At 68.4% G+C, this 22613-nt stretch carries 23 protein-coding genes; 15 read left to right on the top strand and 8 right to left on the bottom strand.

Translation table 11 applies throughout. From position 1 onward, the window contains the following. The first annotated feature begins 55 nt into the window (after positions 1-55). Positions 56-793, top strand: a complete 738-nt coding sequence (locus tag AC2EWF_RS06500) for a hypothetical protein (RefSeq protein ID WP_483639117.1) — start codon at positions 56-58, stop codon at positions 791-793. A gap of 64 nt (positions 794-857) precedes the next feature. After that, positions 858-1304 (top strand): DUF6491 family protein, encoded by a 447-nt coding sequence (locus AC2EWF_RS06495; RefSeq protein WP_483638552.1) that lies wholly within the window; start codon positions 858-860, stop codon positions 1302-1304. Positions 1305-1476: 172 nt separating this feature from the next. Here the strand turns inward: AC2EWF_RS06495 and AC2EWF_RS06490 are convergent, their stop codons facing one another. Then, on the bottom strand, positions 1477-1890 hold the full coding sequence (locus AC2EWF_RS06490) for a universal stress protein (RefSeq protein WP_483638551.1): 414 nt from the start codon (positions 1888-1890) through the stop codon (positions 1477-1479). Positions 1891-2090: 200 nt separating this feature from the next. On the opposite strand from AC2EWF_RS06490, the gene AC2EWF_RS06485 reads away from it, so the two are divergent. The 9 genes from AC2EWF_RS06485 (at position 2091) to AC2EWF_RS06445 (ending at position 8523) form a co-directional block, all read left to right on the top strand. After that, positions 2091-2549, top strand: a complete 459-nt coding sequence (locus AC2EWF_RS06485; RefSeq protein WP_483638550.1) for a hypothetical protein — start codon at positions 2091-2093, stop codon at positions 2547-2549. Between the two features lie 96 nt (positions 2550-2645). After that, positions 2646-3188 (top strand): peroxiredoxin, encoded by a 543-nt coding sequence (locus AC2EWF_RS06480; RefSeq protein WP_483638549.1) that lies wholly within the window; start codon positions 2646-2648, stop codon positions 3186-3188. Next, positions 3188-3733: a hypothetical protein gene (locus AC2EWF_RS06475; protein WP_483638548.1), complete on the top strand. Its 546-nt coding sequence runs from the start codon at positions 3188-3190 to the stop codon at positions 3731-3733. The genes AC2EWF_RS06480 and AC2EWF_RS06475 overlap by 1 nt, the downstream gene beginning before the upstream one ends. Positions 3734-3792: 59 nt before the next feature. Beyond that, positions 3793-4629 carry an energy transducer TonB gene (locus AC2EWF_RS06470; protein ID WP_483638547.1) on the top strand — a complete coding sequence of 279 codons (837 nt, stop codon included), beginning with the start codon at positions 3793-3795 and terminating at the stop codon, positions 4627-4629. A gap of 110 nt (positions 4630-4739) precedes the next feature. Beyond that, entirely contained in the window at positions 4740-5492 is a 753-nt protein-coding gene (locus AC2EWF_RS06465; protein WP_483638546.1) for a DUF2884 family protein, read from the top strand. 45 nt (positions 5493-5537) lie between these two features. Then, positions 5538-6029: a ferritin family protein gene (locus AC2EWF_RS06460; protein ID WP_483638545.1), complete on the top strand. Its 492-nt coding sequence runs from the start codon at positions 5538-5540 to the stop codon at positions 6027-6029. A gap of 135 nt (positions 6030-6164) precedes the next feature. After that, complete coding sequence (locus AC2EWF_RS06455; RefSeq protein WP_483638544.1) at positions 6165-6506, top strand: DUF2845 domain-containing protein; 342 nt, start codon at positions 6165-6167, stop codon at positions 6504-6506. Between the two features lie 143 nt (positions 6507-6649). Beyond that, positions 6650-7471, top strand: coding sequence for a DUF2884 family protein (locus AC2EWF_RS06450; protein WP_483638543.1), 822 nt, complete (start codon positions 6650-6652; stop codon positions 7469-7471). A 224-nt stretch (positions 7472-7695) separates the two neighbouring features. Continuing rightward, entirely contained in the window at positions 7696-8523 is an 828-nt protein-coding gene (locus AC2EWF_RS06445; RefSeq protein WP_483638542.1) for a mechanosensitive ion channel family protein, read from the top strand. 899 nt (positions 8524-9422) lie between these two features. On the opposite strand, the gene AC2EWF_RS06440 is transcribed toward AC2EWF_RS06445, so the two are convergent. Then, positions 9423-13022 (bottom strand): ABC transporter permease/M1 family aminopeptidase, encoded by a 3600-nt coding sequence (locus AC2EWF_RS06440; protein ID WP_483638541.1) that lies wholly within the window; start codon positions 13020-13022, stop codon positions 9423-9425. A gap of 25 nt (positions 13023-13047) precedes the next feature. Then, complete coding sequence (locus AC2EWF_RS06435) at positions 13048-13932, bottom strand: ABC transporter ATP-binding protein (RefSeq protein ID WP_483638540.1); 885 nt, start codon at positions 13930-13932, stop codon at positions 13048-13050. 237 nt (positions 13933-14169) lie between these two features. On the opposite strand from AC2EWF_RS06435, the gene aceF reads away from it, so the two are divergent. Both aceF and lpdA read left to right on the top strand, forming a co-directional pair. Further along, positions 14170-15858 carry a dihydrolipoyllysine-residue acetyltransferase gene (gene aceF, locus AC2EWF_RS06430; protein ID WP_483638539.1) on the top strand — a complete coding sequence of 563 codons (1689 nt, stop codon included), beginning with the start codon at positions 14170-14172 and terminating at the stop codon, positions 15856-15858. Between the two features lie 102 nt (positions 15859-15960). Next, positions 15961-17787, top strand: coding sequence for a dihydrolipoyl dehydrogenase (gene lpdA / locus AC2EWF_RS06425; protein WP_483638538.1), 1827 nt, complete (start codon positions 15961-15963; stop codon positions 17785-17787). 81 nt (positions 17788-17868) lie between these two features. Here lpdA and AC2EWF_RS06420 read toward each other — a convergent pair whose 3' ends face one another. Next, complete coding sequence (locus AC2EWF_RS06420) at positions 17869-18561, bottom strand: hypothetical protein (RefSeq protein WP_483638537.1); 693 nt, start codon at positions 18559-18561, stop codon at positions 17869-17871. 165 nt (positions 18562-18726) lie between these two features. Here AC2EWF_RS06420 and dapB point away from each other — a divergent pair, with 165 nt between their 5' ends. Then, positions 18727-19527: a 4-hydroxy-tetrahydrodipicolinate reductase gene (dapB, locus tag AC2EWF_RS06415; protein WP_483638536.1), complete on the top strand. Its 801-nt coding sequence runs from the start codon at positions 18727-18729 to the stop codon at positions 19525-19527. Between the two features lie 3 nt (positions 19528-19530). On the opposite strand, the gene AC2EWF_RS06410 is transcribed toward dapB, so the two are convergent. The 4 genes from AC2EWF_RS06410 to AC2EWF_RS06395 form a co-directional block, all read right to left on the bottom strand. Next, complete coding sequence (locus tag AC2EWF_RS06410; RefSeq protein ID WP_483638535.1) at positions 19531-20226, bottom strand: hypothetical protein; 696 nt, start codon at positions 20224-20226, stop codon at positions 19531-19533. A gap of 91 nt (positions 20227-20317) precedes the next feature. Next, a complete protein-coding gene (locus AC2EWF_RS06405; RefSeq protein WP_483638534.1) occupies positions 20318-21001 on the bottom strand; it encodes a hypothetical protein in 684 nt (227 codons plus the stop codon). Positions 21002-21083: 82 nt separating this feature from the next. Next, a complete protein-coding gene (locus AC2EWF_RS06400; RefSeq protein WP_483638533.1) occupies positions 21084-21551 on the bottom strand; it encodes a hypothetical protein in 468 nt (155 codons plus the stop codon). Next, positions 21548-22123 carry an RNA polymerase sigma factor gene (locus tag AC2EWF_RS06395; RefSeq protein ID WP_483638532.1) on the bottom strand — a complete coding sequence of 192 codons (576 nt, stop codon included), beginning with the start codon at positions 22121-22123 and terminating at the stop codon, positions 21548-21550. The genes AC2EWF_RS06400 and AC2EWF_RS06395 overlap by 4 nt, the downstream gene beginning before the upstream one ends. Positions 22124-22243: 120 nt before the next feature. Between AC2EWF_RS06395 and AC2EWF_RS06390 the strand changes: the two genes are divergently transcribed. Then, positions 22244-22570 (top strand): hypothetical protein, encoded by a 327-nt coding sequence (locus AC2EWF_RS06390; protein WP_483638531.1) that lies wholly within the window; start codon positions 22244-22246, stop codon positions 22568-22570. Positions 22571-22613 lie beyond the last annotated feature (43 nt).

Below are 22613 nucleotides of genomic sequence, written 5' to 3'. Positions count from 1 at the left end.
GGCGCGCGCTCGTTCCAAGCTAGCCGCTCGTTCCGTTACGGATACTCTGCCGATGATGCCCGTGCCGTCGCTCCGTCACTTCGTCCTTGCCGCGCTTGCCGGCACGCTGATCCTCGCCGGCTGCTCGCAGGGCGGCGCGCCCGCGCCGGACGCCGCGCAGCAGCAAGCGCAGGCCAAGGCTGCAGAAGCGGCGCGCAATCTCGACACCTACCGCCAGTTGCTGCGCATCCACAACGACCAGATGGCGGCGGCGCAGGGTGAGGAGATCGTCCAACGCTTCCCCGGCAGCGCCGCGGCGAAGGAAGTGCAGCAGACCTTGCCCGAGGTCGAGAAGCGCTGGAAGGAGAACAGCGAGAAGGCGCGCCTCGCCGCACTGTGGCAGTACCAGGTGGCGCCGATGGCCGGTGGCACCCAGTCCACCGCGGCGATCTACGACAGCCGGCCGATCGGCGCGCACGTGCGGCTGGTACTGCGCCGGCACACCAGCTGGGGCCAGAGCGCATTCCTGTTCAACGACGGCCGCGGCGGCTTCGTCTGCAAGGGCGAGTGCACGATCGTGGCGAAGTTCGACGACAAAGTGCACGCGATCAAGGCCTACGCTCCCTCCACCGGCGAGCCGGCGCTGATGATCCGCGACGACAAGGGCTTCGTCGCGCTGCTGGAGAAGGCGAAGAAGATCGTCCTGCCGGTCACCCTGCAGAACGATGAGAAGAAGTTGGAACTGGTCTACGAGGTCGGCGGCTTCGTGCCCGGCCAGTGGCAGGCATTGCCGAAAAAGGGCGGGAAAAAGTAGCGCCCCGGTACACCCGCCGGCGGCCCGCGCGTTTCACGCGTATCGACGAAAGGAGGACGCGGCCATGTCTCGCAAGGCTTCGTGGGTGACGCTCGGCCTGGCCGCGCTGCTGGCGGCGTGTTCCAGCGTGCCGTATGCACAGCGGATGGCCCAGCGCCAGGCTGCCTACGCGGCGGCGGCCGGTGCGCCGGTACGCAGCTTCCGCTTCTTCAATCTGTACTCGTGGGAACCGCTGGGCGACGACCAGGTGGCTGTCTACACCCAGGTCAATCGCGCGTGGCTGCTGGACGTGGGCCCCTGCCAGAACCTGGAGTTCACCAACGCGATCGGGCTCACCTCCTTCGGGGGCGAGGTGTCGGTGAACTTCGACAAGGTGCTCACCGGCCGCGGCTTCCCGCCGTGCTTCATCGCGAAGATCCGTCCCGTGGACGTGGCGAAGCTGAAGCTGGAGCAGCAGGCGCAGCGCAAGATCGAAGCGGAGCCGCGGCAGCCGGGCGCGGCCGGTCACTGAGGCGTTAGAGCCTGTTTACGGTCTCCGCATGGCCCGCGCTGGGAGCTGTTTACACGCAGGCCAAAGAGGAACAAAGGAGTGGACGTCCGTCCGCGACTGAGTTGATGACGCGGGCATGTGCGCAAACAGACCCGGCCCTTCGGGTTGCCTCGCGGTGGTCGTAAACAGGCCCTTAGCGCACCACCGTCACCGGTACGTGGGCGCGCGCCAGCACGTTGGTGGAGACCGAGCCGAGCAGCCAGCGCGCCAGCGCGCCGCGCTCGGTGTGGCCGATCACGATGTGGTCGATGCCGTGCTGGCCGATCTGGCCCAGCAGCACGTCGCCGGGGCTGCCGTGGGTCAGTTCGACGTCGACCAGGCTGGTGGCGTCCGATGCGATAGCGGCCAGTTCGTCCTTCAGCTCCTGCAGGCGCTGGGTGCCGGAGTCGGTCATCATCAGCGCGCAGGTGTCGCCGCCTTCGGCCACCTGCAGCACCGATACCACGCGTACCCGGCCACCGCAGGCGCGGGCCAGTTCCATCGCGAACGCGAACGCGCGGCGCGCGGCGTCCGAGCTGTCGTATCCGACCAGCGAATACTTGGGCATGCCTGCTCCTGTCGCAGCGAAACATCGTCGTCCGGTGAAGGAGTCTGAACGGCGCGGCGTTAGCGAAACATCAAGATGAATGGACGCCCGCGCGGCTCACATGCTCGTCACGGAGGGCTGCCGAAGCTGCACCGCACGTTCCTGCCGCGTTTAGGGCAGGCGCATTGTCTGCAACGATCCCCAACCGGAAGGAGACGCCGATGAACAAGAAGACTCTAGCCCTGACTGCCGCGTTGCTGCTTGGCACGGGTGCCCTGACGGCTCTGCCCGTTGTGCCGGCGCATGCCGCCGAGGCGAACGTGAAGTGCGATCTCAGCTTCACCCTGTCGGGTTGGTCGCTCATCTACAAGCATGCAGAAGGCCAAGGCATGGTGAGTTGCAACAACGGCCAGCACGCCGCGGTGAAGATCGCGGTGGTGGGTGGCGGCCTCACCGCCGGCAAGTACCGTATCGACCATGGCACCGGCGAGATCAGCCACGTGCGCGGCATCGACGATGTGTTCGGCGACTATGTGCAGGCCGGCGCGGAAGCCGGCGTGGTGAAGAGCGGCACCGCGCAGGTGCTGACCAAGGGCACCACCTCGCTGGCGCTGGCGGGCCACGGCGAGGGCATCAACCTCGGCGTGTCGGTGGGCAAGTTCAGCATCACCCGCCGCTGAGGCGGTCCCGCGACAAGGTCCGAAGGGCGCCGCAGGGCGCCCTTCGCTTGCGCGGCAGCGTAGACTGGGCGACGCCGTCCTCTCCGGAGAGTCCCGATGCGTCGCCTGTCGCTGCTGTTTGTGCTGACCCTGCTGTGCAACCTGTTCGCCGTCTCCGCGTCTGCCGCCGACGCCATGCCGCAAGTCGGCAGCGCCGCGCCGGCCTTCCGCCTGCAGGACCAGAATGGCCACTGGCGCAGCCCTGCCGACTACCACGGCCACTGGCTGGTGCTGTACTTCTATCCCAAGGACTTCACTCCTGGCTGCACCACCGAGGTGTGCACCTTCCGCGACGACGTCGCCAAGCTGCGCCAGGCCGGCGCGTCGGTGGTGGGGGTGAGCCTGGACGATGCGAAGTCGCACGCCAAATTCGCCGCGAAGTACCACGTGCCGTTCCCGCTGCTGGCGGACACGGACCGCAAGACGGCGACCGAATACGGCGTGTTGTCCTCGATGGTGGGCATACACTACGCCAAGCGCACCACCTTCCTGATCGATCCCGCCGGCAGGATCGCCAAGGTCTATGTCGATGTCGACCCCAAGGCGAACTCCGGCCAGGTACTTACCGACCTCGCCGCAATGAAGAAGGCGGCCCCCTGATGGCGGTGACGGCCCGGGCCGAGCCCGGTTCCGCCGCGCGTGGGTTCGCGGCCTGGCGCGTGCTGGTCTGGCTGATGCTGTTGCTGGCTGCGTTCGGCAGCGTGCAATACCTCAGCCATGCGCAGCTCCTCTGGGCGCACCGCGCCGGTCTGTCGGCGGAGGACGGCGCCGCGCTGCGGCGCATGCTGGCCTGGGACATCGGCTACCTGCTGGCCGCGTTCGTGCTGATCGTGTTGTGCGCCGGCTGCATCCTGCGCCAGGCCTGGGCGCGCGCGCCGCTGCGCGTGGCCTGTGCGGTGCTCGTGCTGTGGGCGCTGGCCAGCGGCGGCATGATGCTGGCGCAATGGCCCCAGTTCCATCGTGCCAGCGCTGACGCGCTGGCCCAGCTCGGCCACGATGATGTCCTACGCGGCGCCGTGGTCCACGCCCGCCGCGTCTACCGCATCACGCTGGCGCTGAAGGCCATCGCGATCCCCGTGCTGCTGTGGCTGGCCTGGCGGCTGGGCACGCCGGCGGTGCGCACGCAGTTCCGCCATCGGCGCTGAGCCAAGGCAGGGGGGCGTGTTTTCCAAGCCTGACATCGTTCAACAAGGAGGGTGTGGACATGAAGCACTTGCTGCCGTGTTGCGCGGGCATCGTGTTGTCGACGGCGGCGCTGGCATCCGGCACGCAGAGCGAATCGGTACGGGCGAGCATGCTGGTCACCGGCACGATCCAGGAGGCGCCGGACGGCAGCGTGGCGACGTATGCCATCGATCACCCTGAAAGCCTTCCGCCTGCGGTCAGGAGCCTGCTGGCCAGCGCCATTCCGACATGGAAGTTCGATCCACTGGCGGACAGCAAAGCTGCCACCCCCACGGTGCCGGTTGCCGTCCGCGTGGTGGCGACGACGATGGACGGGGACAAGGTCCGCCTCGAGATCGAGGGTGTGCATTTCGGGCCGCCGGACCATCATCCCGGCATCGCGGTGGTGAAACGGGAAAAGCCGGTCTACCCGCCGGCAGCGGAGCATGCACTGGTGCATGGCACGGTGTACCTGGCCATGCGCGTGGACCCGGCCGGCAAGGTGGCCGACGTCGCCGTGCAGCAGGTCGACATGGGCGAGGTCGGGCGCGACGCCGAGCTGAACCGCTGGCGGGCGCTGTTTGGCAGGGTCTCCAGGGAGGCCGCGAGCCGCTGGGTGTTCACCCCCGCGAGCAGCTCGACTGCACCGTATCGCATCGTCCGGGTGTCCCTCACGTTCGGACTGCGCTCCCTTGCGACAGGCGGGAGCACGAAGCCGGCCTACGGGCATTGGAACGTCTATGAGCCGGGTCCGGTGCAGCCGGTCCCGTGGCTGGACGACGAGCAGGCGACCGGCGGCGTGGATGCCCTGCCCGACGGCGACATCGACCTGGTCGGGCACGGCCTGCGCATGCAGGCGAAGCCGCCGCGAACCTGAGGCGCTGTGGGGTTCCTCACGCGGGACGCGCAGGCGACAGCCTGCGTGTTCAGCAAAGGTTGCCCCGGCCCCGGGTATCGCTGCGCCATCCCGTTTCCGGAATCCTCCCGATGCGTCCCTGCCGTCTGCTGCCGTTCCTGCTGTCGCTGCTCGCCGTGCTGCCGCTGCAGGCGCAAGACCTTGCCGCCACCTGCCATGCCTCCAGCAGCTACGACCTGACACTGCGGCCGGGCAGCCTGCTGTTCGACCGCACGTCGCCCGCGCCAACGCAGGTGGAGTTGAGCCGGGGCACTTTGCGCACCGATGGCGTGGCGGTGCCGTTGAGCCCGGAAAACCAGGACCGCGTCAGCCTGTTCGAGCGCGACCTGCGCGCGCTGGCGCCGCGCGTGCGTACGGTGGCGGAGCACGGCGTGGACATCGCCGCGCAGGGCCTGCGCCAGGAGGCGGCGGGCATGGGCCTGGGCGCCGATGCGCAGGTGCAACTCGACCAACGGCTGGCGGCCGACGCGACCGGCCTCAAGCAGCGCATCGCAGCCAGCAACAGCACGCACGACTGGCAGGGCGGCGCGATGGACCGGTACGTCAGCCAGATCGAGAGTGACCTGCTGCCGCTGATCGCCGCCGACCTCGGCCAGCATGCACTCAGCGCCGCCATGAGCGGCGACCTGCAAACCGCCGCCGACCTGCGCGACCGCGCGGCGAACCTTGCCACCCAGCTGGAGCCACGCATGCGCCAGCGGATGCAGGCGCTGCGGCCGCAGATCGAGGCGTTGTGCCCGGCGATCCGGCAACTGGCCACGCTGCAGCAGGGCGTGCGTGACGGCAAAGGGCGGCCACTGGACCTGCTGCAGGTCGGCCAGTGAAACGTGACACCCTCGCGACCCGAATTAATCTCCGGCTAAGTGGCGGTGGGCGAGGATGACACCATCCTCTTCACCGCTCGACCGGGGGCGACCGTGGCCTCGAGCTTCATCCGCACCACCTGCAATCAGCTGATCCGCCGCGGCATCGACCTGTGCCGCCTATATCGTCACGCCGCCCTGGTGGTCGGCGAACCCGGCCTGCGCGCGGTGCTGGACGAGGATGCCCAGGCGCTCGCCGCCCTGGTCGCGGACCTGCAACATGAGGTGGCACTGGCCGGCGGCGCGCCGCGCATGCACGGGAGCTGGCGGGCCGCCCTGCGTCTCCGGCTGGTGGATGGCATGGCGCGCACCGCCGCCCGCCGTGACTACACCTGGATCCATGCCCTGGCGCAGGATGAGTCGGGCCTGCTGTGTGCCTTCGAACGGGCGATTGCCGGCCTGCCCGAGGATTCGGCCAAGGTGTTGCGCCGGCAGCTGCCCCGCCTGCGCGGCATCCATCTGGACATGCACAGCCTGGCGGGCGCCGCGCATTCCTGACCCGCGGCATGCAACTACACGGCGGCGGGCGTCGCGCCCACCCGGACCGCGGCGTTCCGCGGTGACGGGCGTTGCCATGGGCTGGCTAGCCTGCGTGGCAGGGCGCAGCCGCGCTCGTCGCATGGGAAGCCTGTCATGCATCGCTACTTCCTGAATCGGTGCTTCCTGGCCGGTCTGCTGGCCTGCGCCCTTCTCGCCCGCGCCACCGGCGCCGCCGCCTCCGACAGCCTGCGCGTGGGCAATCGCGTGCTGGTCGTGGGCGACAGCGCGGCCACGGTGACAGCCCTGCTAGGCAAGCCCTCTCACAAGTCGCACCAGGGCGCTTCCCGCAGCGGCAGCCGTCGCGGCAAGCGCGTGCGCAGCGCTTCCGCGGGAGCGCCGCGCGGCGAGCAATGGCAATACCGCCGCGATGGCCGGGTGATCGTGGTCACCCTGGTCGACGGCCGCGTCAGCGACATCGACGAGCGCAGCCGCTGACCGTTTCGCGCAGCGCAAACCGTTACTGATGGCAGGGCATGACGCATGGCGCATGCCGCCGCGGGCCGCTCGGTCAAACCTAGCTGGGGGGCGGCGCATCCAGGCCTGCATCGGGCCATGGGGCCGGCGCCCGGGAGGTTTCCATGTCCAGATTCTGCGGAGTCGCCACGCTCATCCTCGCCACCGGTCTCGCCTTCGGCCTGCAGGCGCAGGCCGCCGAGGTGCGCGTCCAGGGCAACCAGTGCGGGTACAGCAGCAGCTTCGACGTGCAGGTGACTCCGGCGGGCATCGACTTCAGCCGCAGCAGCGCGCGGCCTGGGGAGGTCTTCATGCATGACGGCACCTTGCGCGTCGACGGTCGGGCGGTCGCGGTTTCGGCGGACGACGCGGTGCGGCTGCGCCGCTACGAAGCGGACATGCGTGGCCTGCTGCCCGAGATGGCCGGCGTCGCACACGAGGCGGTGGACATCGCGTTCGACGCGCTGGCCACGGTGGCTGCCACGCTGGGCGGCAGCCGGCACCATCGCGGTGTGCTGGTGCGCCAACTCAACCGGTCACGGATGGAGGCGCTGCGCGGGATGGAGGCAAGCATCGGCGCCGACCACTGGAGCCAGCAGGACTTCGCCGATGCGATCGAGCAGCCGGTTACCGCGGCCAGCAACCAGTTGGCCAGCGCGGTCACGCGCAGCGTGATGTGGTCGCTGTTCACCGGGCGCGCCAGCGAGCTCGAGGCGCGCGCGGACTCGATCGACGAATCGATGGAGAAGGAGATGAAGGTGCGTTCGGGGCGGCTGGAAGCGCGCGCCAAGGCGATCTGCCCGCGTCTGGCGGAACTGGACGCCCTGCAGCGGCAGTTCGGTTTCCGCTTGGCCGACGGCCGGCCGCTGCAGCTGTTGACGGACAATCGGGACCATCAGGGCAGGGACAGCCAGAGCAGTGCCGGCGACCAGGTCGCCGCGCGCTGATACCCCCAAATCCGTGCGCTCCCCGCACGGTCACATGCCGCGCCCGGCGTGATGCCGCCCGCGGCTTTTTTTTCGACTGCTTTCCCTGCCGGTGGCCTTCCGGGCCATCGCTACGCAGTGTCGACAATCGCTATGGGCGTTTTTGGATGGCGCTTGCGAGGGCAGGGACGCGGCACACACGATCTGGCTGCTAGGCTCGTTGCCAGTCTTTCCGGGCGATCGCCATGCACGAACTGTTGAAGCACCTTGCTGCCATTGACCTGTACGCCATAGCGGCCAATGTCGGTCCGCGGCTGCTCGGCGCGCTGCTGATTCTGCTGCTCGGCGCTTGGCTAGCGGCACGGTTGGCGAATTTCAGCCAACGCGCGCTGCGCCGCGCGAAGGTGGACGACACCCTGGGCGGTTTCCTGCGCAACCTGATCTACGGCGTACTGGTCGCGGTGCTGGTGGCGATGGCGCTCGCTGCGCTGGGCGTGTCGCCGGCGCCGATGGTCGCCGCGCTGGGTACTGCCGGCCTGGCGATCGGCCTGGCGCTGCAGGGCTCGCTGTCCAACCTCGCCTGGGGCGTGCTGCTGATCATGTTCCGGCCGTTCCGGGTGGGCGACTACGTCACCGCGGGCGGCATCGACGGTACGGTCGAGAGCATCAACCTGATGTACACCCACCTGGTGCTGCCGGATAACCGGGAAGCGGTCGTGCCAAACGCCAAGGTGGGCGGCGACGCCATCCTCAACTTCAATCGCCGCGGCACGCGGCGGGTCGACCTTAAGATCGGCGTGGGTTGGCGCGACGACCTCACACAGGCGATGGCTGCGTTGCAGCAGGTGCTGCTGGACGAGCCACTGGTGCTGGCCGAGCCTGCGCCGGGCGTGTGGGTGGAAGGCATTGCCGGCCAGACCGTGACGCTGGTGCTGCGCGGCTGGGTGAAGAGCGGCGATGCCTGGGTCGCGCAGACCGCGCTGCTGCGCGCGGTGAAACAGCGCATCGATGCCGGCGAGCTCAGCCTGCCGACGACGGCGCATGAGGTGAGCGTGGTCCAGGTGGAGAAGTGATGCCTGCAGCGTGCTGGTGATTTGCCTCTTGTCCGATCGTGGATGGCTCTTGTTCTGCTCACGCGAGTTTCAAAGCGGTTTCGAGTGGCTGTCGCAAGCGACAGAGCGGCTTCGCCCACCTGTCGGTGGGCGAGCTACTTCTCCTTTGCTTGTCCAAAGGAGAAGTAGCCAATAGGAAACGACACCCCCAGGTGGCGCTTGCCGGGCGTCCTGCCCGGCAAGTGCGTGAAGCGGGGCCGGGCTTTTCGAGCGGGCTCCTGCCCGCGCGAAAAGGCGAGACCATCCATGGTCTCGCCGGCTACGCGGCCTGATCGTCCCAGCCTCACCGCTGCCGAGGGGCCCCGGAAGAGCAGGCGCGCATCGTGCGCGCCAGAAGCAACAGCGCAACAGCAACCGCGGAGCCCCGCGAGCTCGCGAGTTGCGGTTTCCCTCCCCTGCGTGCAGGGGAGGGCTTGGGGTGGGGTGCTGTTGCAGTTGCTTCTGCGCGCCGGGTGCGCGCTGCTCTACCCGGGGCCCTTATGGCGCGGTGGGCGGGGGCGGAAAGTCCGCAGGAGGGTCGGCAGGGATGCCGGCCAGTTTTTCGCCGGCACAGGAGGTGCCGTCAAAAGCCCCGCCACCCGCCCGCGCACCCTGAAGGCAGGATGCCTGGAGGGCGTGCCATCGGGGTGGCCTCTCTTTTGGTTGCTTTCCTCTGGCCATGCAGAGAAAAGTGACTCGGCCAACGGCAGGTGGACGAAATCGCTTTGTCGCTTGCCGAAACACGAACAAACAGGCGTGAGAATCCAATCGCACGCCCATAACAACCAAGCTGCTTTGTCGCTTGCACAGGTACAGACCCGCGCCAACAGGGCGGCCCATTCCAAAAGGTCCAGGCGCAAACGCGCCCAAGCCACCAGCCCCTACCGCACCGTCACCGCCCTGCGGTTGTCGTCCGGCACCTTGTCGATCAGCTCGTTGTACGGGTCGATGCCGGCGATCGCGGGCTTGCCGTCGACGGTCACGGTGATCGTGCTGTCGCCGTCGGGCAGCACGCGCTTCTCCAGGTACAGCGGCTTGCCGTCCCTGCCGTCGCCGGGCGACGCTGCGAACACGCCGACGGCGATCGGGATGTTCGGGGTGACCCTGGTCTCCTTGCCGTTGCCGTCGGCCCAGGCCATGCCCGCATGTACCTTCATCGTCACTTCGTATCTGCCGTCGGGCAGCTTCTTCGCGGTGGCGTCGAGCATGCGGTCGTCGAACAAGGTGATCTTCCAGAAGAAGTCGTCCAGCAGCGGCTGCCATTTCGGCCCCAGCGCGGCGGACAGCGCGTCCATGAACTCCTTCGAGGTGGTGTAGGGCGGCTGCTGGAAGCCCTTGTCGACGAGAAACTGCTTCAGGACCGCCTCCAGGCGGTCCTCGCCCACGTAGTCCTGCAGCGCGTAGAAGATCAGCGAGCCTTTGTCGTAATGGATGTACTGCTCGTTCTCCACCTTCGCGAGCGGCTCCTCGGCGACCTTGTCGGTGGCGCGCCCCGCCAGGTACCTGTCCAGCTCGTATTTCAGGAACCTGCGCATCTGGCCGGCGCCGTACCTGCGCTTCATCACCATCAGCGCGCTGTATTGCGCCAGCGACTCGCTGAGCATGGTCGAGCCCTGCATGTTGGCGCCGATCACCTGGTGCGCCCACCACTGGTGCGCCACCTCGTGTGCGGTGACGTAGTACACGTAGTCGATCTTGCTTTGGTCGCGCAGGTCGGCGATGAAGCCGATCGATTCGGAGTACGGGATGGTGTTGGCGAAGGACTGTGCGAACGAGGCATAGCCCGGGAACTCCAGGATGCGCAGCTGCCTGAACTGGTACGGCGTGTAGTGGCTGTCGCAATAGTCCAGCGCATCCTTGGCGCTCTCGATCATGCGGTCCACGTTCCAGGCGTGCGCGGGATCGTAATAGACCGAGATCGCCACGCCCTTCCATTCCACGCTCTTCACCGCATAGCGCGCGGAGAGGTATGAAAAGAAGTTCAGCATCGGCTGCTGTCGGCCATCGCGCAGCATGGTGTAGTGGAAATAGCGGCGGTTGCCCTCCGTCCATTCCTTCTGCAACGTGCCGGGCGCCAGCGCGATCTGGTCGCCTGCGGTGGAGACGATGGTATCGAAGCTGATCCAGTCCGCATCGCTGGACAGATAGGTGTTGGCGCGCGCCGTCTCATCGCCCAGCGGCGGCATGCGTGGCACGTCGGGCTTGAGGCCGTACTTGCGGCGGTCGTTGCGGTCGGTGAGCCGGCGACCGGTCTGGTAGCCGAACTGCGGCAGCTTGCTGCTGTTGAAGAAGGTGCCGTTGTGCACCAGGAAGGTCTCGCCGGTGCCGTTGGTGAAGCCCCGGGGCGCGTAGTTGATGTCGAAGTCGAACGGCATCGAGGCGCCGGGTGCCAGCGGCGTCTTCAGCCTGTAGATGGCCACGCCTAGCCGCGGGTCGAAGCCCACCGTGTCGTGCGGGGCGAACGTCAGCGCCTTTGGCGCGAAGCCTTCGGCGTAGTTGACCAGCAGTTCGGTCACCGGCACGTCGTGCTTGTTGACCAGGGTGTAGTGCGCACGGATGCGCAATCGCCGCTGGTACGGATGGATGTCCACGTCGGCCTGCACCGCGGTGATGCGCGGCTGTGGCAGGCTGGCGTATCTGGCGTACCGCTTCTCGTAGTCGGCCTGATCGCGCTTTTGCGCCGCGCCGTTCTCGTAGCGGTTGAGCACGTTGGTGTTGTAGAAGATCCAGCCGCCCAGCGCGGCGAAGCCCAGCAGCGCAGCGACGAGCACCGCCACCAGCGCGGGACGCAGCCGTGCAACGGCCTCGCGCAGGCGCCCGCGCCAGCCCTGGCCGGTGCCGCGCACCCACAGCAGCGCGGCCAGCACCAGCAGCGCCAGTGCGAGGCAGGACCAGTAGGCGTCGAACCACAGCGCACCGACGAGGAAGTGGCCGAAGCCATTCATGTCCGAATACGGCACGTCGGGCCCGGCGGCGTAGTTGTAGAGGTTGTGGTCCCAGTGCAGCCAGGGGAATGCGAGCTGGCAGACGAACCACAGGATCACCAGCAGGTAGCCGAGGTAGCGGTTGTTGGTGGCCACCTGCAGGAACAGCGCCAGCACCGCCAGCAGCACGAACGGGACTGCCTGCAGCGCCAGGGTGCCGAGGTACAGCCCCGGCTCGATGCGGGTGTAGCCGTGGGCCAGCTGCCAGCCGATGCCGAGCGCCGCGCCGGCGAGCAGGTAGGTCGCGATCACCGCCAGCAGCGCGCCGAGTTTCGCGGCCAGGGCGATCCAGTCCGGCAGCGGGAACGCGTCGCTGACCTCGGCGCTGCGCTGCGCCCGCTCGCGCCACACCAGTTCGCCGGCGTAGAACATCACGATGATGTACAGCAGCCATTGCGAACTGCCGGCGACCAGCTGCAGCACATCGTGCGTCACCGGGTACGTGGCGGTCCCGTAGGCGCGCCCGGACAGCGCCAGCGAGAACACCAGGTTGACCATGCCGAACACCAGCATCACCAGGAACGGCACGCCCCGCAGCACGCTCCAGGCGTCGAACGCCAGCAGGTGCTGCAGCTGGACCAGCCGCGCTCGCCAGCCGTCGGACAGCCGCACCGCCGGCAGGGTCAGCGTGGCGGGCATGGTGGCTGGACGCAGCAGCGGAGGTTCGGCGCGCCGCACGTGCCGGCGCAGCCGGAGGCCCTCGCGGTCGCTGCGGAACAGCGCGAACGCAGTACCGGCCAGCAGCAGCGCGGCGCCGCCCCACAGCACCCGGTTGAACAGCAGCAGGCCGGCCAGCGGCGGTAGCTGGCGGTTGATCTGCTCGGGTGTCCAGTAGCGCGTGACGATCTGCAGCGTGCGGCCGCCGAACGGGTCTAGGAGCGCCGCCAGCACGTGGTTGTTCACGTCCTGGGTCAGCAGCTTGGCGATCGAGATCAGTACCAGAAAGGCGATCACGCCGATCAGCGTGGCCAGAAGCGAACGCGTGGCGGTGGCGAGCAGGAACAGCACTGAGGCGATGAACAGCAGGTTGGGCAGTACCATCACGCCGAAGGCCCAGGCGTAGCCGTGCCAGCTGGGTGGGCCCAGCCGCGTTGCATCGATCCAGGGCATGCTGCCGCCCACCGCCAGGCCCAGCGCGCACAGCAGCATGATCGCGACCATCACCAGCACGCCGGCGGTGAAGCGCCCGCCCAGGTAGTCGCGCTTGCGCAGCGGCGTGGAGAACACCAGTTCGGACGTGCCGAGATCGAAATCGCGCAGCGCGGCGCCGGCGACGAAAGCGGCGGCCAGCAGCAGGCACAACGGCGTGAGCCCGCTGAGCAGGCGCACGGTCACCAGCGGGGCATTGCGCAGGACGTTGCCGCTGGCGCCGCCCGCGACGACCGCATCCGTGCTGCCGAGGACGAATGCGATGGCGGCGTACGCGGCGGCGATGATCCAGAACAGCGGCGCCTTCAGTTGCTGGCGCAGCTCGAAGCGGAGGATTTCGAAGAACATGGTTTCCTTCCCGGCGGACGCGGCCTCAGGCAGCGTGCGTGGTGGCCTGCGCGCGCAGGTGGCCGAAGTACACGTCCTCCAGGTCGGGCGCGACCGGTTCGAAACCTTCCCCGGGCAAGTCGTCGGCCAGCACGTGCAGCAGCGTGCGGCCGCCGGCGAGGCGAGTGGAAAGGATGTTCATGCGGGCGCGGTAGCCGTCCAGCGCAGCCTTGTCGATGGTGCGCCGCCAGACCCGTCCTTCCATGGCGCGGATCGCCTCGCGCGGCTCGCCCGCCAGCAGCAGCTGGCCCTGGCCGATGATCGCCATGCGCTGGCAGAGGTCGGTGACGTCCGCCACGATGTGGGTCGAGAGGATCACCACCACGCGCTCGCCGATCTCGGCGAGCAGGTTGAGGAAGCGGTTGCGTTCCTCGGGGTCGAGGCCGGCGGTGGGTTCGTCCACGATCACCAGTCGCGGATCGCCGATCAACGCCTGGGCGATGCCGAAGCGCTGGTGCATGCCGCCGGAGTAGCTGCCCAGCTTGCGCCTGCGCACGTCCCACAGGTTCACCTGGCGCAGCAGCGCCTCCACCAGCTCGCGCCGTTCCCCTTTTGCGACCACGCCCTTGAGCATCGCGAAGTGGTCCAGCATCGCCTCGGCCGAGACTTTCGGGTACACGCCGAATTCCTGTGGCAGGTAGCCGAGCAGGCGGCGCGTGGCCTGTTTGTCGGCGAGCAGGTCCATGTCGTCGAGCCGGATCGTGCCCTCGTCCGGGTCCTGCAGCGTGGCGATGGTGCGCATCAGCGACGATTTGCCCGCGCCGTTCGGCCCCAGCAGGCCGAACATGCCGTTGGGGATGTCCAGCGAGATGTCGCGCAGCGCACGCACGCCGTTGGCGTAGGTTTTGGACAGGCTGCGGATGCTGAGCATGTATTCCCTTGCGCCGCGGGCGGTGATGGGCGGATGGCGGCAGTGTGGTCGGACCGCCACAGGGGCGCATGGGCCTCACGTCATGGGCTCTTCGTCACGCCGTGCATACGTATGCGCATGCGCGCCGGGACGCGCCAAAAGCTGCCGCTGCGGGTCCCCGTTCGCTATGATGGAAGCCTTGCGGCCGCCTTCCTTCTCCCCTTGCGCGGCCTGCCTTCGCCATTCGCAGGAGACACCATGGCCGACATCCAAGAAGCCCGCGTACCCGACATCGGCGGCCACGACAACGTGCCGGTGATCGAGGTGATGATCAAACCCGGCGACCGGGTGGAGAAGGAGCAGAGCCTGATCACGCTGGAGTCGGACAAGGCCACGATGGAAGTGCCCGCGCCGTTCGCCGGCACGGTGAAGGACGTGAAGTTGAAGGTGGGCGACGAGGTCTCCGAGGGCGCGGTGATCGCGCTGATCGAGGCCGATGGTGCCGCCGCGAAGCCGGCTGCGGCGCCCGCGCCCGCGGAAGCGCCGAAGGCCCCCGCTCCGGCGAAGGCAGCCGAGCCGGCCCGCAGCGAGGCGCCCAAGGCCGCGTCCGGCGGCGGCGTGCGCGAGGCCCGCGTGCCCGACATCGGCGGCCACGAGGGCGTGCCGGTGATCGAGGTGCTGGTGAAGGCCGGGGACACCGTGACGAAGGACCAGGGCCTGGTCACGCTGGAGTCGGACAAGGCCACGATGGAAGTGCCCGCGCCGTTCGCCGGCACGGTGAAGGAAGTGAAGCTGAAGGTGGGCGACGAGGTCTCCGAGGGCGCGCTGATCGCGCTGATCGAGAGCGCGGAGGGCGCCGCCGCCGCACCGGCTCCCGTGGCACCGGCGCCGGCACCGGCCAAGGCCGAAGCCCCGCAGGCGGAAGCGCCCGCGCCGGCTGCCCGCCGCGCTGAACCGGGCCACGCGCCGGAGGGCGATGTACCGCCGCAGGCGCGGCCGCCGTTCGACGCGAACATCGTGATGCCGGGCGACGCGCCCTACGCCAGTCCCGCGGTGCGCGCCTTCGCGCGCGAGCTGGGCGTGGACATCCACCAGGTGAAGGGCAGCGCGCGCGGCGGCCGCATCGTGCGCGAGGACATCAGCGCCTACGTCAAGCATGCGCTCGCCTCCGGCGCGCGGCCGGTGAGCGGTGCGCCGGTGGCGGCGGGCGGCGGGCTCAACCTGCTGCCGTGGCCGAAGGTGGACTTCAGCAAGTTCGGCCCGGTGGAAGAGAAGCCGCTCTCGCGCATCCAGAAGATCTCCGGCGCCAACCTCGCGCGCAACTGGGCGATGATCCCGCACGTCACCCAGCACGAGGACGCCGACATCACCGAGCTGGAGGCCTTCCGCAAGAAGCTCGGCGAAGAGAACAAGGAGCTCAAGATCACGCCCCTGGTGTTCCAGATGAAGGCGGTGGTGGCGGCGCTGAAGGAATACCCGCAGTTCAACGCCTCGCTGGACGAGACCGGCGAGAAGCTGATCCTCAAGAAGTACTTCCACGTCGGCATCGCGGTGGACACGCCCGACGGCCTGGTGGTGCCGGTGATCCGCGACGTGGACAAGAAGGGCCTGCTCGACCTGGCCCGCGAACTGGGCGAGATCTCGAAGAAGGCGCGCGACAAGAAGCTCGGCCCGAACGACATGTCCGGCGGCTGCTTCTCGATCAGTTCGCTGGGCGGCATCGGCGGCACCGCGTTCACACCCATCGTCAACGCGCCGGAAGTGGCGATCCTCGGCGTTTCCAAGGCCTCGATCAAGCCGGTGTGGAACGGCAAGGAGTTCGCGCCGCGCCTGATGCTACCGCTGTCGCTGAGCTACGACCACCGGGTGATCGATGGCGCGCTCGCCGCCCGCTTCGCGGTGTTCGTGGCGCGGCAGCTCGGCGACATCCGCCGCCTGCTGCTCTGACTTTTGTCTTCCCCTTCCTCTTGGCAGGTTGGCGAGGGGAAGGGTTGGGGTGAGGGGCTGCCGCAGGCGCCACCTCCCCGCATCGCGATTCAAGGACAACCCATGGCGAACATGATCGAAGTGAAGGTTCCCGACATCGGCGGCCACGACAACGTGCCGGTGATCGAGGTGCTGGTGAAGGCCGGCGACACCGTGACGAAGGAACAGAGCCTGATCACGCTGGAGTCGGACAAGGCGACGATGGAAGTGCCGGCTAGCGCCGCCGGCACGGTCAAGGAACTCAAGGTGAAAGTGGGCGACGAGGTTTCCGAGGGCGCCGTGATCCTGGTGCTCGAGACCGAGGGCGCCTCGCTCCCCTCTCCCGCCGGGAGAGGGGCCGGGGGTGAGGGTCCGGGCGAAGCCAGGCCTGCCGCTCCGACCGCACCCGCACCCGCACCCGCACCCGCCCTCTCGGGGCACCCTCTCCCGGCGGGAGAGGGGAAAGCGCCGCAAGCCGCCAGCGCCTCGGGCCGCACCCCTGACATCACCTGCCAGCTCGTCGTGCTCGGTTCCGGCCCCGGCGGCTACTCGGGTGCGTTCCGTGCCGCCGACCTCGGCCTCGACACCGTGCTGGTGGAGCGCTACGACACCCTCGGCGGCGTCTGCCTCAACGTGGGCTGCATTCCCTCCAAGGCGCTGCTGCATGCCGCGGCGGTGATCGACGAGGCCGAGGCGATGGCCGCGCACGGCGTCAGCTTCGGCAAGCCCAAGCTCGACATCGACAAGCTGCGCGACTTCAAGGCCGGTGTGGTGGGCCAGCTCACCAAGGGCCTGGCCGGCATGGCCAAGCAACGCAAGGTGCGCACGGTGACTGGCACGGGCACGTTCGTGTCGCCGCACGAGATGGAAGTCCAGACGGCCGAAGGCACCAGGCTCATCCGCTTCGAGCAGGCGATCATCGCCGCCGGCTCGCAGTCGGTGAAGCTGCCCGCGTTCCCGTGGGACGACCCGCGCGTGGTGGATTCCACCGGCGCGCTGGAGCTGAAGGACGTGCCCGGCAAGCTGCTGGTGGTCGGCGGCGGCATCATCGGCCTGGAGATGGCCACGGTGTATGCCGCGCTGGGCAGCGAGGTGACCGTGGTCGAGTTCATGGACCAGATCATCCCCGGCGCCGACGCCGATCTGGTCAAGCCGCTGGCCAAGCGCCTTGGCGGCAAGGTCAAGGGCATCCACCTCAAGACCAAGGTCACCGAGGCCAAGGCCGGCAAGAAGGGCATCGAGGTCAAGTACGAGGGCGAGAGCATCCCCGACACCAGCGTGTTCGACCGCGTGCTGGTGGCGGTGGGTCGCTCACCGAACGGCAAGAACATCGGCGCGGACAAGGCCGGCGTGACGGTGACCGAGCGCGGCTTCATCAACGTCGACACGCAGCTGCGCACCAACGTGCCGCACATCTTCGCCATCGGCGACATCGTCGGCCAGCCCATGCTGGCGCACAAGGCGGTGCACGAGGCGCACGTGGCGGCGGAGGTCGCGGCCGGCCACAAGGCGCACTTTGACGCGCGCGTGATTCCGTCGGTGGCCTACACCAACCCGGAAGTGGCCTGGGTGGGCGTCACCGAGCGCGAGGCGAAGGAGAAGGGCCTCAAGGTCGGCGTGGGCAAGTTCCCTTGGGCGGCCTCGGGCCGCGCCATTGGCATCGCGCGTACCGAGGGTTTCACCAAGCTGATTTTCGACGAAGAAACCCATCGCGTCGTGGGCGGCGCCGTGGTCGGCGTGAATGCGGGCGAGCTGATCTCCGAACTGGCGTTGGCGGTTGAGATGGGTGCCGAGGCGGCTGACATCGCGCTCACCGTACACCCGCATCCCACGCTCGGCGAGTCGGTGGGCATGGCGGCCGAGGTCTACGAAGGCACCATCACCGACCTCTACATCCCGAAGAAGAAATAGGCCTCGTGCGATTCATGAAGAGCCCGGCATCGGCCGGGCTTTTTCGTGCAGGCGCCAATAGCCGTGAGGGCGGGGCGGTATTCAGCGCGCGGACGGAACGGGCGCCGCCGCGACGAGGTCGGGCAGCTCAAGCCTGAAGGCTCGTTCCAGGGAGTCCAGCGCGACAATCGTGTCGCCTATCGAGGAATCCATGGAATTCACGGCATTCATCATCTCGATCGGCTGGATCGTGCCGGCCTTCAGCCCTGCATCGACGTCGTTCATCCGCGAGCCCTGCAGGTTGACGCTGGTATTGAACACGATGCGCCGTTCGAATTCGCCCTGGTCGGCGTAGATCGTGGCGTAGCGGCGCAGGCGCCTGGCATCGATCCAGCTGGCCGACTGGTTGGCGACAGCCACATCCCAGGCCTCGTGGCGCATCTCCGGCAAAAACAGCCCGAGATAGATCTGGCCCTTCGTCAGCGCATCGACGTGCTGCCTGATGGCTGCGGCGTCGGTGCCGTCCTTCACGGCCTGGATCAGGTAATCGTCGAGTTGGGTCAGTGCCTTCAGGCGCTGCACGTCGGCATCGTGCATCTTGCGGATGTCGGCGAGGTTCGCACTCAGCTCGGCCTCGATCTGCGCATTAGCCACGGCGGCCGCGTGCGCGTGGTGCGCATGCTCGATCCACGCCTCCAGCCCCAGCGCGGTGAGGATGCTGAGCACGATCATCAGGTAGTGCCTGGCGAAATCCCTGAAGGACTCCAGCCGGCCGTTCGGCGGTTCGAGGTGCATGGCAGCTCCAATGGCGGCAGGAACCTGCAAAGCGTAGCGGATCGACCGGGTCCGGGACGGCGGCATGACGTCCGGGGCTCTGCACGGATACCATTCCGGCTCCGTATTCCATGGAAGCCGGTGGCCGCCACGCATCGGCGAGCGACAACGGCTTGCGAGGTGACCATGACGCTGAAGGTATGTCTCGCCGGCGCCACCGGCTGGGCCGGTTCGGAACTGGCGCGGGGCATCGCCGCCAGCCCGGATCTCGAACTGGTTGCCGCGGTGTCGCTTCGGTATGCCGGCCAGTCCCTGGGCGCGGCGCTGGGCGATGCCGCGATCGCCACGCCGGTATTCGCCACCGCGGCCGAGGCGCTGGCCGCGTCCTGCGACGTGTTCGTCGAATACACCCATCCCGACGCCGCGCGGGCGAACATCCTCGCCGCGCTGGGGCATGGCGCACATGTGGTGGTGGGCACCTCGGGCCTGGGCGACGACGACTACGCCGAAATCGACGCCGCAGCGCGCGAGCGCGGGCGCGGCGTGCTCGCCTGCGGCAATTTCGCGCTCACCGCGGTGCTGCTGATCAAGTTCTCGGAAATGGCGGCGAAGATCCTTCCGCACTGGGAGATCATCGACTACGCGTATGCCGGCAAGCCGGACGCACCCAGCGGCACCGTGCGCGAACTGGCCACGCGCATGGGCAAGGTGCGCCAGCCGCAGCTGGAAGTGCCGCTGGACGAGATCCGCGGCCTGCGCGAGTCGCGCGGCGGCACCCTGGCCGGCAGCCAGGTGCACGCGGTGCGGCTGCCCGGCTTCGTGCTGGGCGCCGAGACGATCTTCGGCCTGCCGGACCAGACCCTGAGCATCCGCCACAACGCCGGCGGCAGCGCCAGACCCTATGTGGACGGTGCGCTGCTGGCGATCCGCAAGGTGCCGGGCCTTGTCGGCGTGCACCGCGGGCTGGACGCGGTGCTGGAGCTCTGATCGTCAGGCGTGGGTGGCGCTCCCGGCGTCATGCTGCGGCGTCGCCGGCAGGGCGGCCTCCAGCTGCTTCTTGAGTATGCGCAGATTCTGCGTGGTCTGGTCGATCATCGCCCGCATCTGGCTGACCACGTGCAGGAACTGGTGCGGCTCGACGTGGCCGGTATCCAGGTCGGCGATGGTGTCCACCATGCCGGTGCCGTTCATCAGGATCGCGGTGTCCTCGCGCATCAGGGTGACGCTGTCGCGCGCGTTGGCGTAGGCGGCGGAGTAGCGCTGCATGCGGGGGCGGTCGATCCAGCTGGCGGACTGGTTGGCCACTGCCACGTCCCAGGCCTCGTGCCGCAGCGTCGGGAACTGCATCTTCAAGTCGAAGCCGCCGCTGGTCAGGGCGAGGATATGCTTGCGTACCGCATCGTCGGACGCGTTGGACTTGAGGTCCTGGATCACCGCGCTGCGGATCGCGTCCAGCTTCTGCAGCTGCGCGGCGTCCAGTTGCGCATCCGTGTCGACCTCGGCCAGGTTGCTGCGGATCTCGGCCTCGATCTGCATGCTGGCGGTGGCCGCTGCATGCGCGTGGTGGGCATGCTCGATCCACGCCTCCAGCCCCAGCGCGGTGAGGATGCTGAGCACGATCATCAGGTAGTGCCTGGCGAAGTCCCTGTAGGACGCCAGCCGGGTGTTCGGTGGTTCGATGTGCATGGGGGCTCCGACGAAAGCTGGATCGGCCGTGAAGCGTAGCCGATTGCCCGGCCGGCGGTGGCGTGCGACGCGGCGGAGGCCTGCGGTGCGCTCAGCCGTGCGAACCGCTTTCCGCGCCCTTGCCGAGCTCGGCGACCAGATGGTTTTCCAGTTGCTTGAGATGCGACTGCGCTTCCAATGAGGTGTGCAGCATCTGGTTCACGGTGCCAACGAACTCCAGCGGGTCGACAGGCGCGCCGAAGTCGATGCGCGTGCGCAGGCGTTCCATGGCGGGTACGTCGAGCAGGGCGATGCCGTCGTGCGAGAACCAGTCCGAGGTTTCACGCAGGTTGGCATAGGCCTCGGAATAGTTGCGCAGCTGGGCGGCATCGATCCAGCTGGCCGACTGGTTGGCCACGGCCACGTCCCAGGATTGCGAGGCGAACGTCGGCCAGTTGATGCTCAGTTTGTAGGCATCTTTTTGTGCCTGGATGAGCTGATTGATCGTCGCGGCGGGCAGGTTGCCGCGGATGTCCTTGGCGATGGATTCGTCGAGCTGCTGCAACGGGGCGAGCAGTTCCTCGTTGGTCCTGATCGACTTGCGTATGTCCGCCAGGTTCGCCAGCAGTTCGGTACGGATGTGCAGGTTGGCCTGCGCGGCTGCCTGGACGTGGTGCGCGTGCTCGATCCACGCCTCCAGTCCCAGCGCGGTGAGGATGCTCAGCACGATCATCAGGTAGTGCTTGGCGAAGTCCCGGAAGGACGCCAGCCGGGTGTTCGGCAGTTCGAGGTGCATGGGATCTCCGGCGCGGGCGGGCGGTTGCGAAGCGTAGCCGATCGCCCGGTCCGCGGTCGAAGCGCGTGCGGGGCCTGCCGGTTCAGATGGCCAGGCCGTGCGCGTGCCGCTGCCACAGCCCCAGCAGCCAGGACGCGCCAAGGCAGCCGCCCAGCGCCAGCATCCAGCCCGTCGCCGGCGTGCCGGAGGCCGGCAGCAGCCCGCGGAAGGCGGGCAACCATGCGTTGCCGTAGTACGCCAGCGCCACGCCGCCGGCCAGCAGCAGCACGGCGGCGAGCACGCTCGCCAGGGTGGACTCGAGGCGCGGCGCGCCGGCTCGCTGCCGGGCCGGCGCGACGGCCACCTGTGCCGCCAGCCGCGCGGCGAAATCCTCTGGTAGCAGCACGGGCAGGGGTTCGCGCAGCACGCGCGCGACCATGCGGTAGCGGCCGGTACGGGCATCGGTGGCGGCGGGATCGAGGCCCGCGCGCTCGTCTTCGAGGGCGCGTTCCTGTGCCTGCCATTCGCGCTCGCGGGCGGGATCGTCGAAGGAGGGAAGATCGTGGTTCATGCAACAACTCCCGTCCGGGCTTCCAGTGCCTCGCGCAGGCGCAGGCGCGACCGGAACAAGTGGCTCTTGATGGTACCGCTGGCGAGCCCGGTGATGTGGGCGATCTCGGGGATGGTGTTTTCCTCGAGGTAGTACAGGGTCAGCACGGTGCGCTGCAGCGGCGGCAGCGCCTCGATGGCTTCGTGCAGGTGTCCGGCGATTTCCGCATCCGCACAGGCGGCTTCGAGGTCGAAGTCGTCGGCCACGCTTTCCGTCAGCGGCGTGCCTTCATCGTCGTGCGCCTCGACCAGCGGGATGCGCTTGTGTTGCAGGTGGCGCAGGGCGATGGTGTAGGCCACGCGGCCGATCCAGGACTTCAGTGCGCTCTCGCCGCGATACTGGTGCAGGCACTGGTGCACGCGCAGGAAGGTGTCCTGGCACAACTCGCGGGTGTCCTCCGGGTTGCGCACCATGCGCTGGATGATGTGCCAGCACAGTCCCTGGTGCTCGCGCACGAGGCGTTCGAACGCGCCTGGCCGGTTGGCCAGCGCGGCGTCGACCAGGGCGCGGTCGGAGGAATGGGCGTCATCCATGGCGCAAGAGATACGCGTGGGCGCGCGACGGTTGCAACGGGCCGGCTGCAACCGTTGGCCGGTGGGCTGTATCCATATCCCCGAAACTCGTCATTTTCCTTTTCCGTCACGGAGGTACCCATGAATCCCGGCATAGTGGTCCCGGTCGCACTGTTTGTCTGCATTACCTACGCCATCAAGGTCTGCGTGGACGCAATAACGCGCCGGCGCATGCTGGACGCCGGCGGTTCAGCCGAGCTGGTCAGCTCGGTGCTGCGCGACGAGGAGCTGCGCCGACGCCATTCCTCGCTGCGCTGGGGCATCGTGCTTTTGTCGGTGGCGCTGGGCTTCGGCCTGATCCAGTGGTTCGGCTGGCAGGATGTCACCCCGGGCATGATCGCCGTGCTGGCGGGCGCCACCGGCCTGGGCAACCTGATGTTCTTCGCGGTCTCGCGCCGGTTGAACTAAAGCTGGTTCAATGGCGGGCATCGCCGCGCCGTCGGCATGCCTG

The sequence above is a fragment of the Rhodanobacter sp. sgz306013 genome (assembly GCF_057031145.1).
This window is presented reverse-complemented; position numbering and strand designations above follow the sequence as displayed.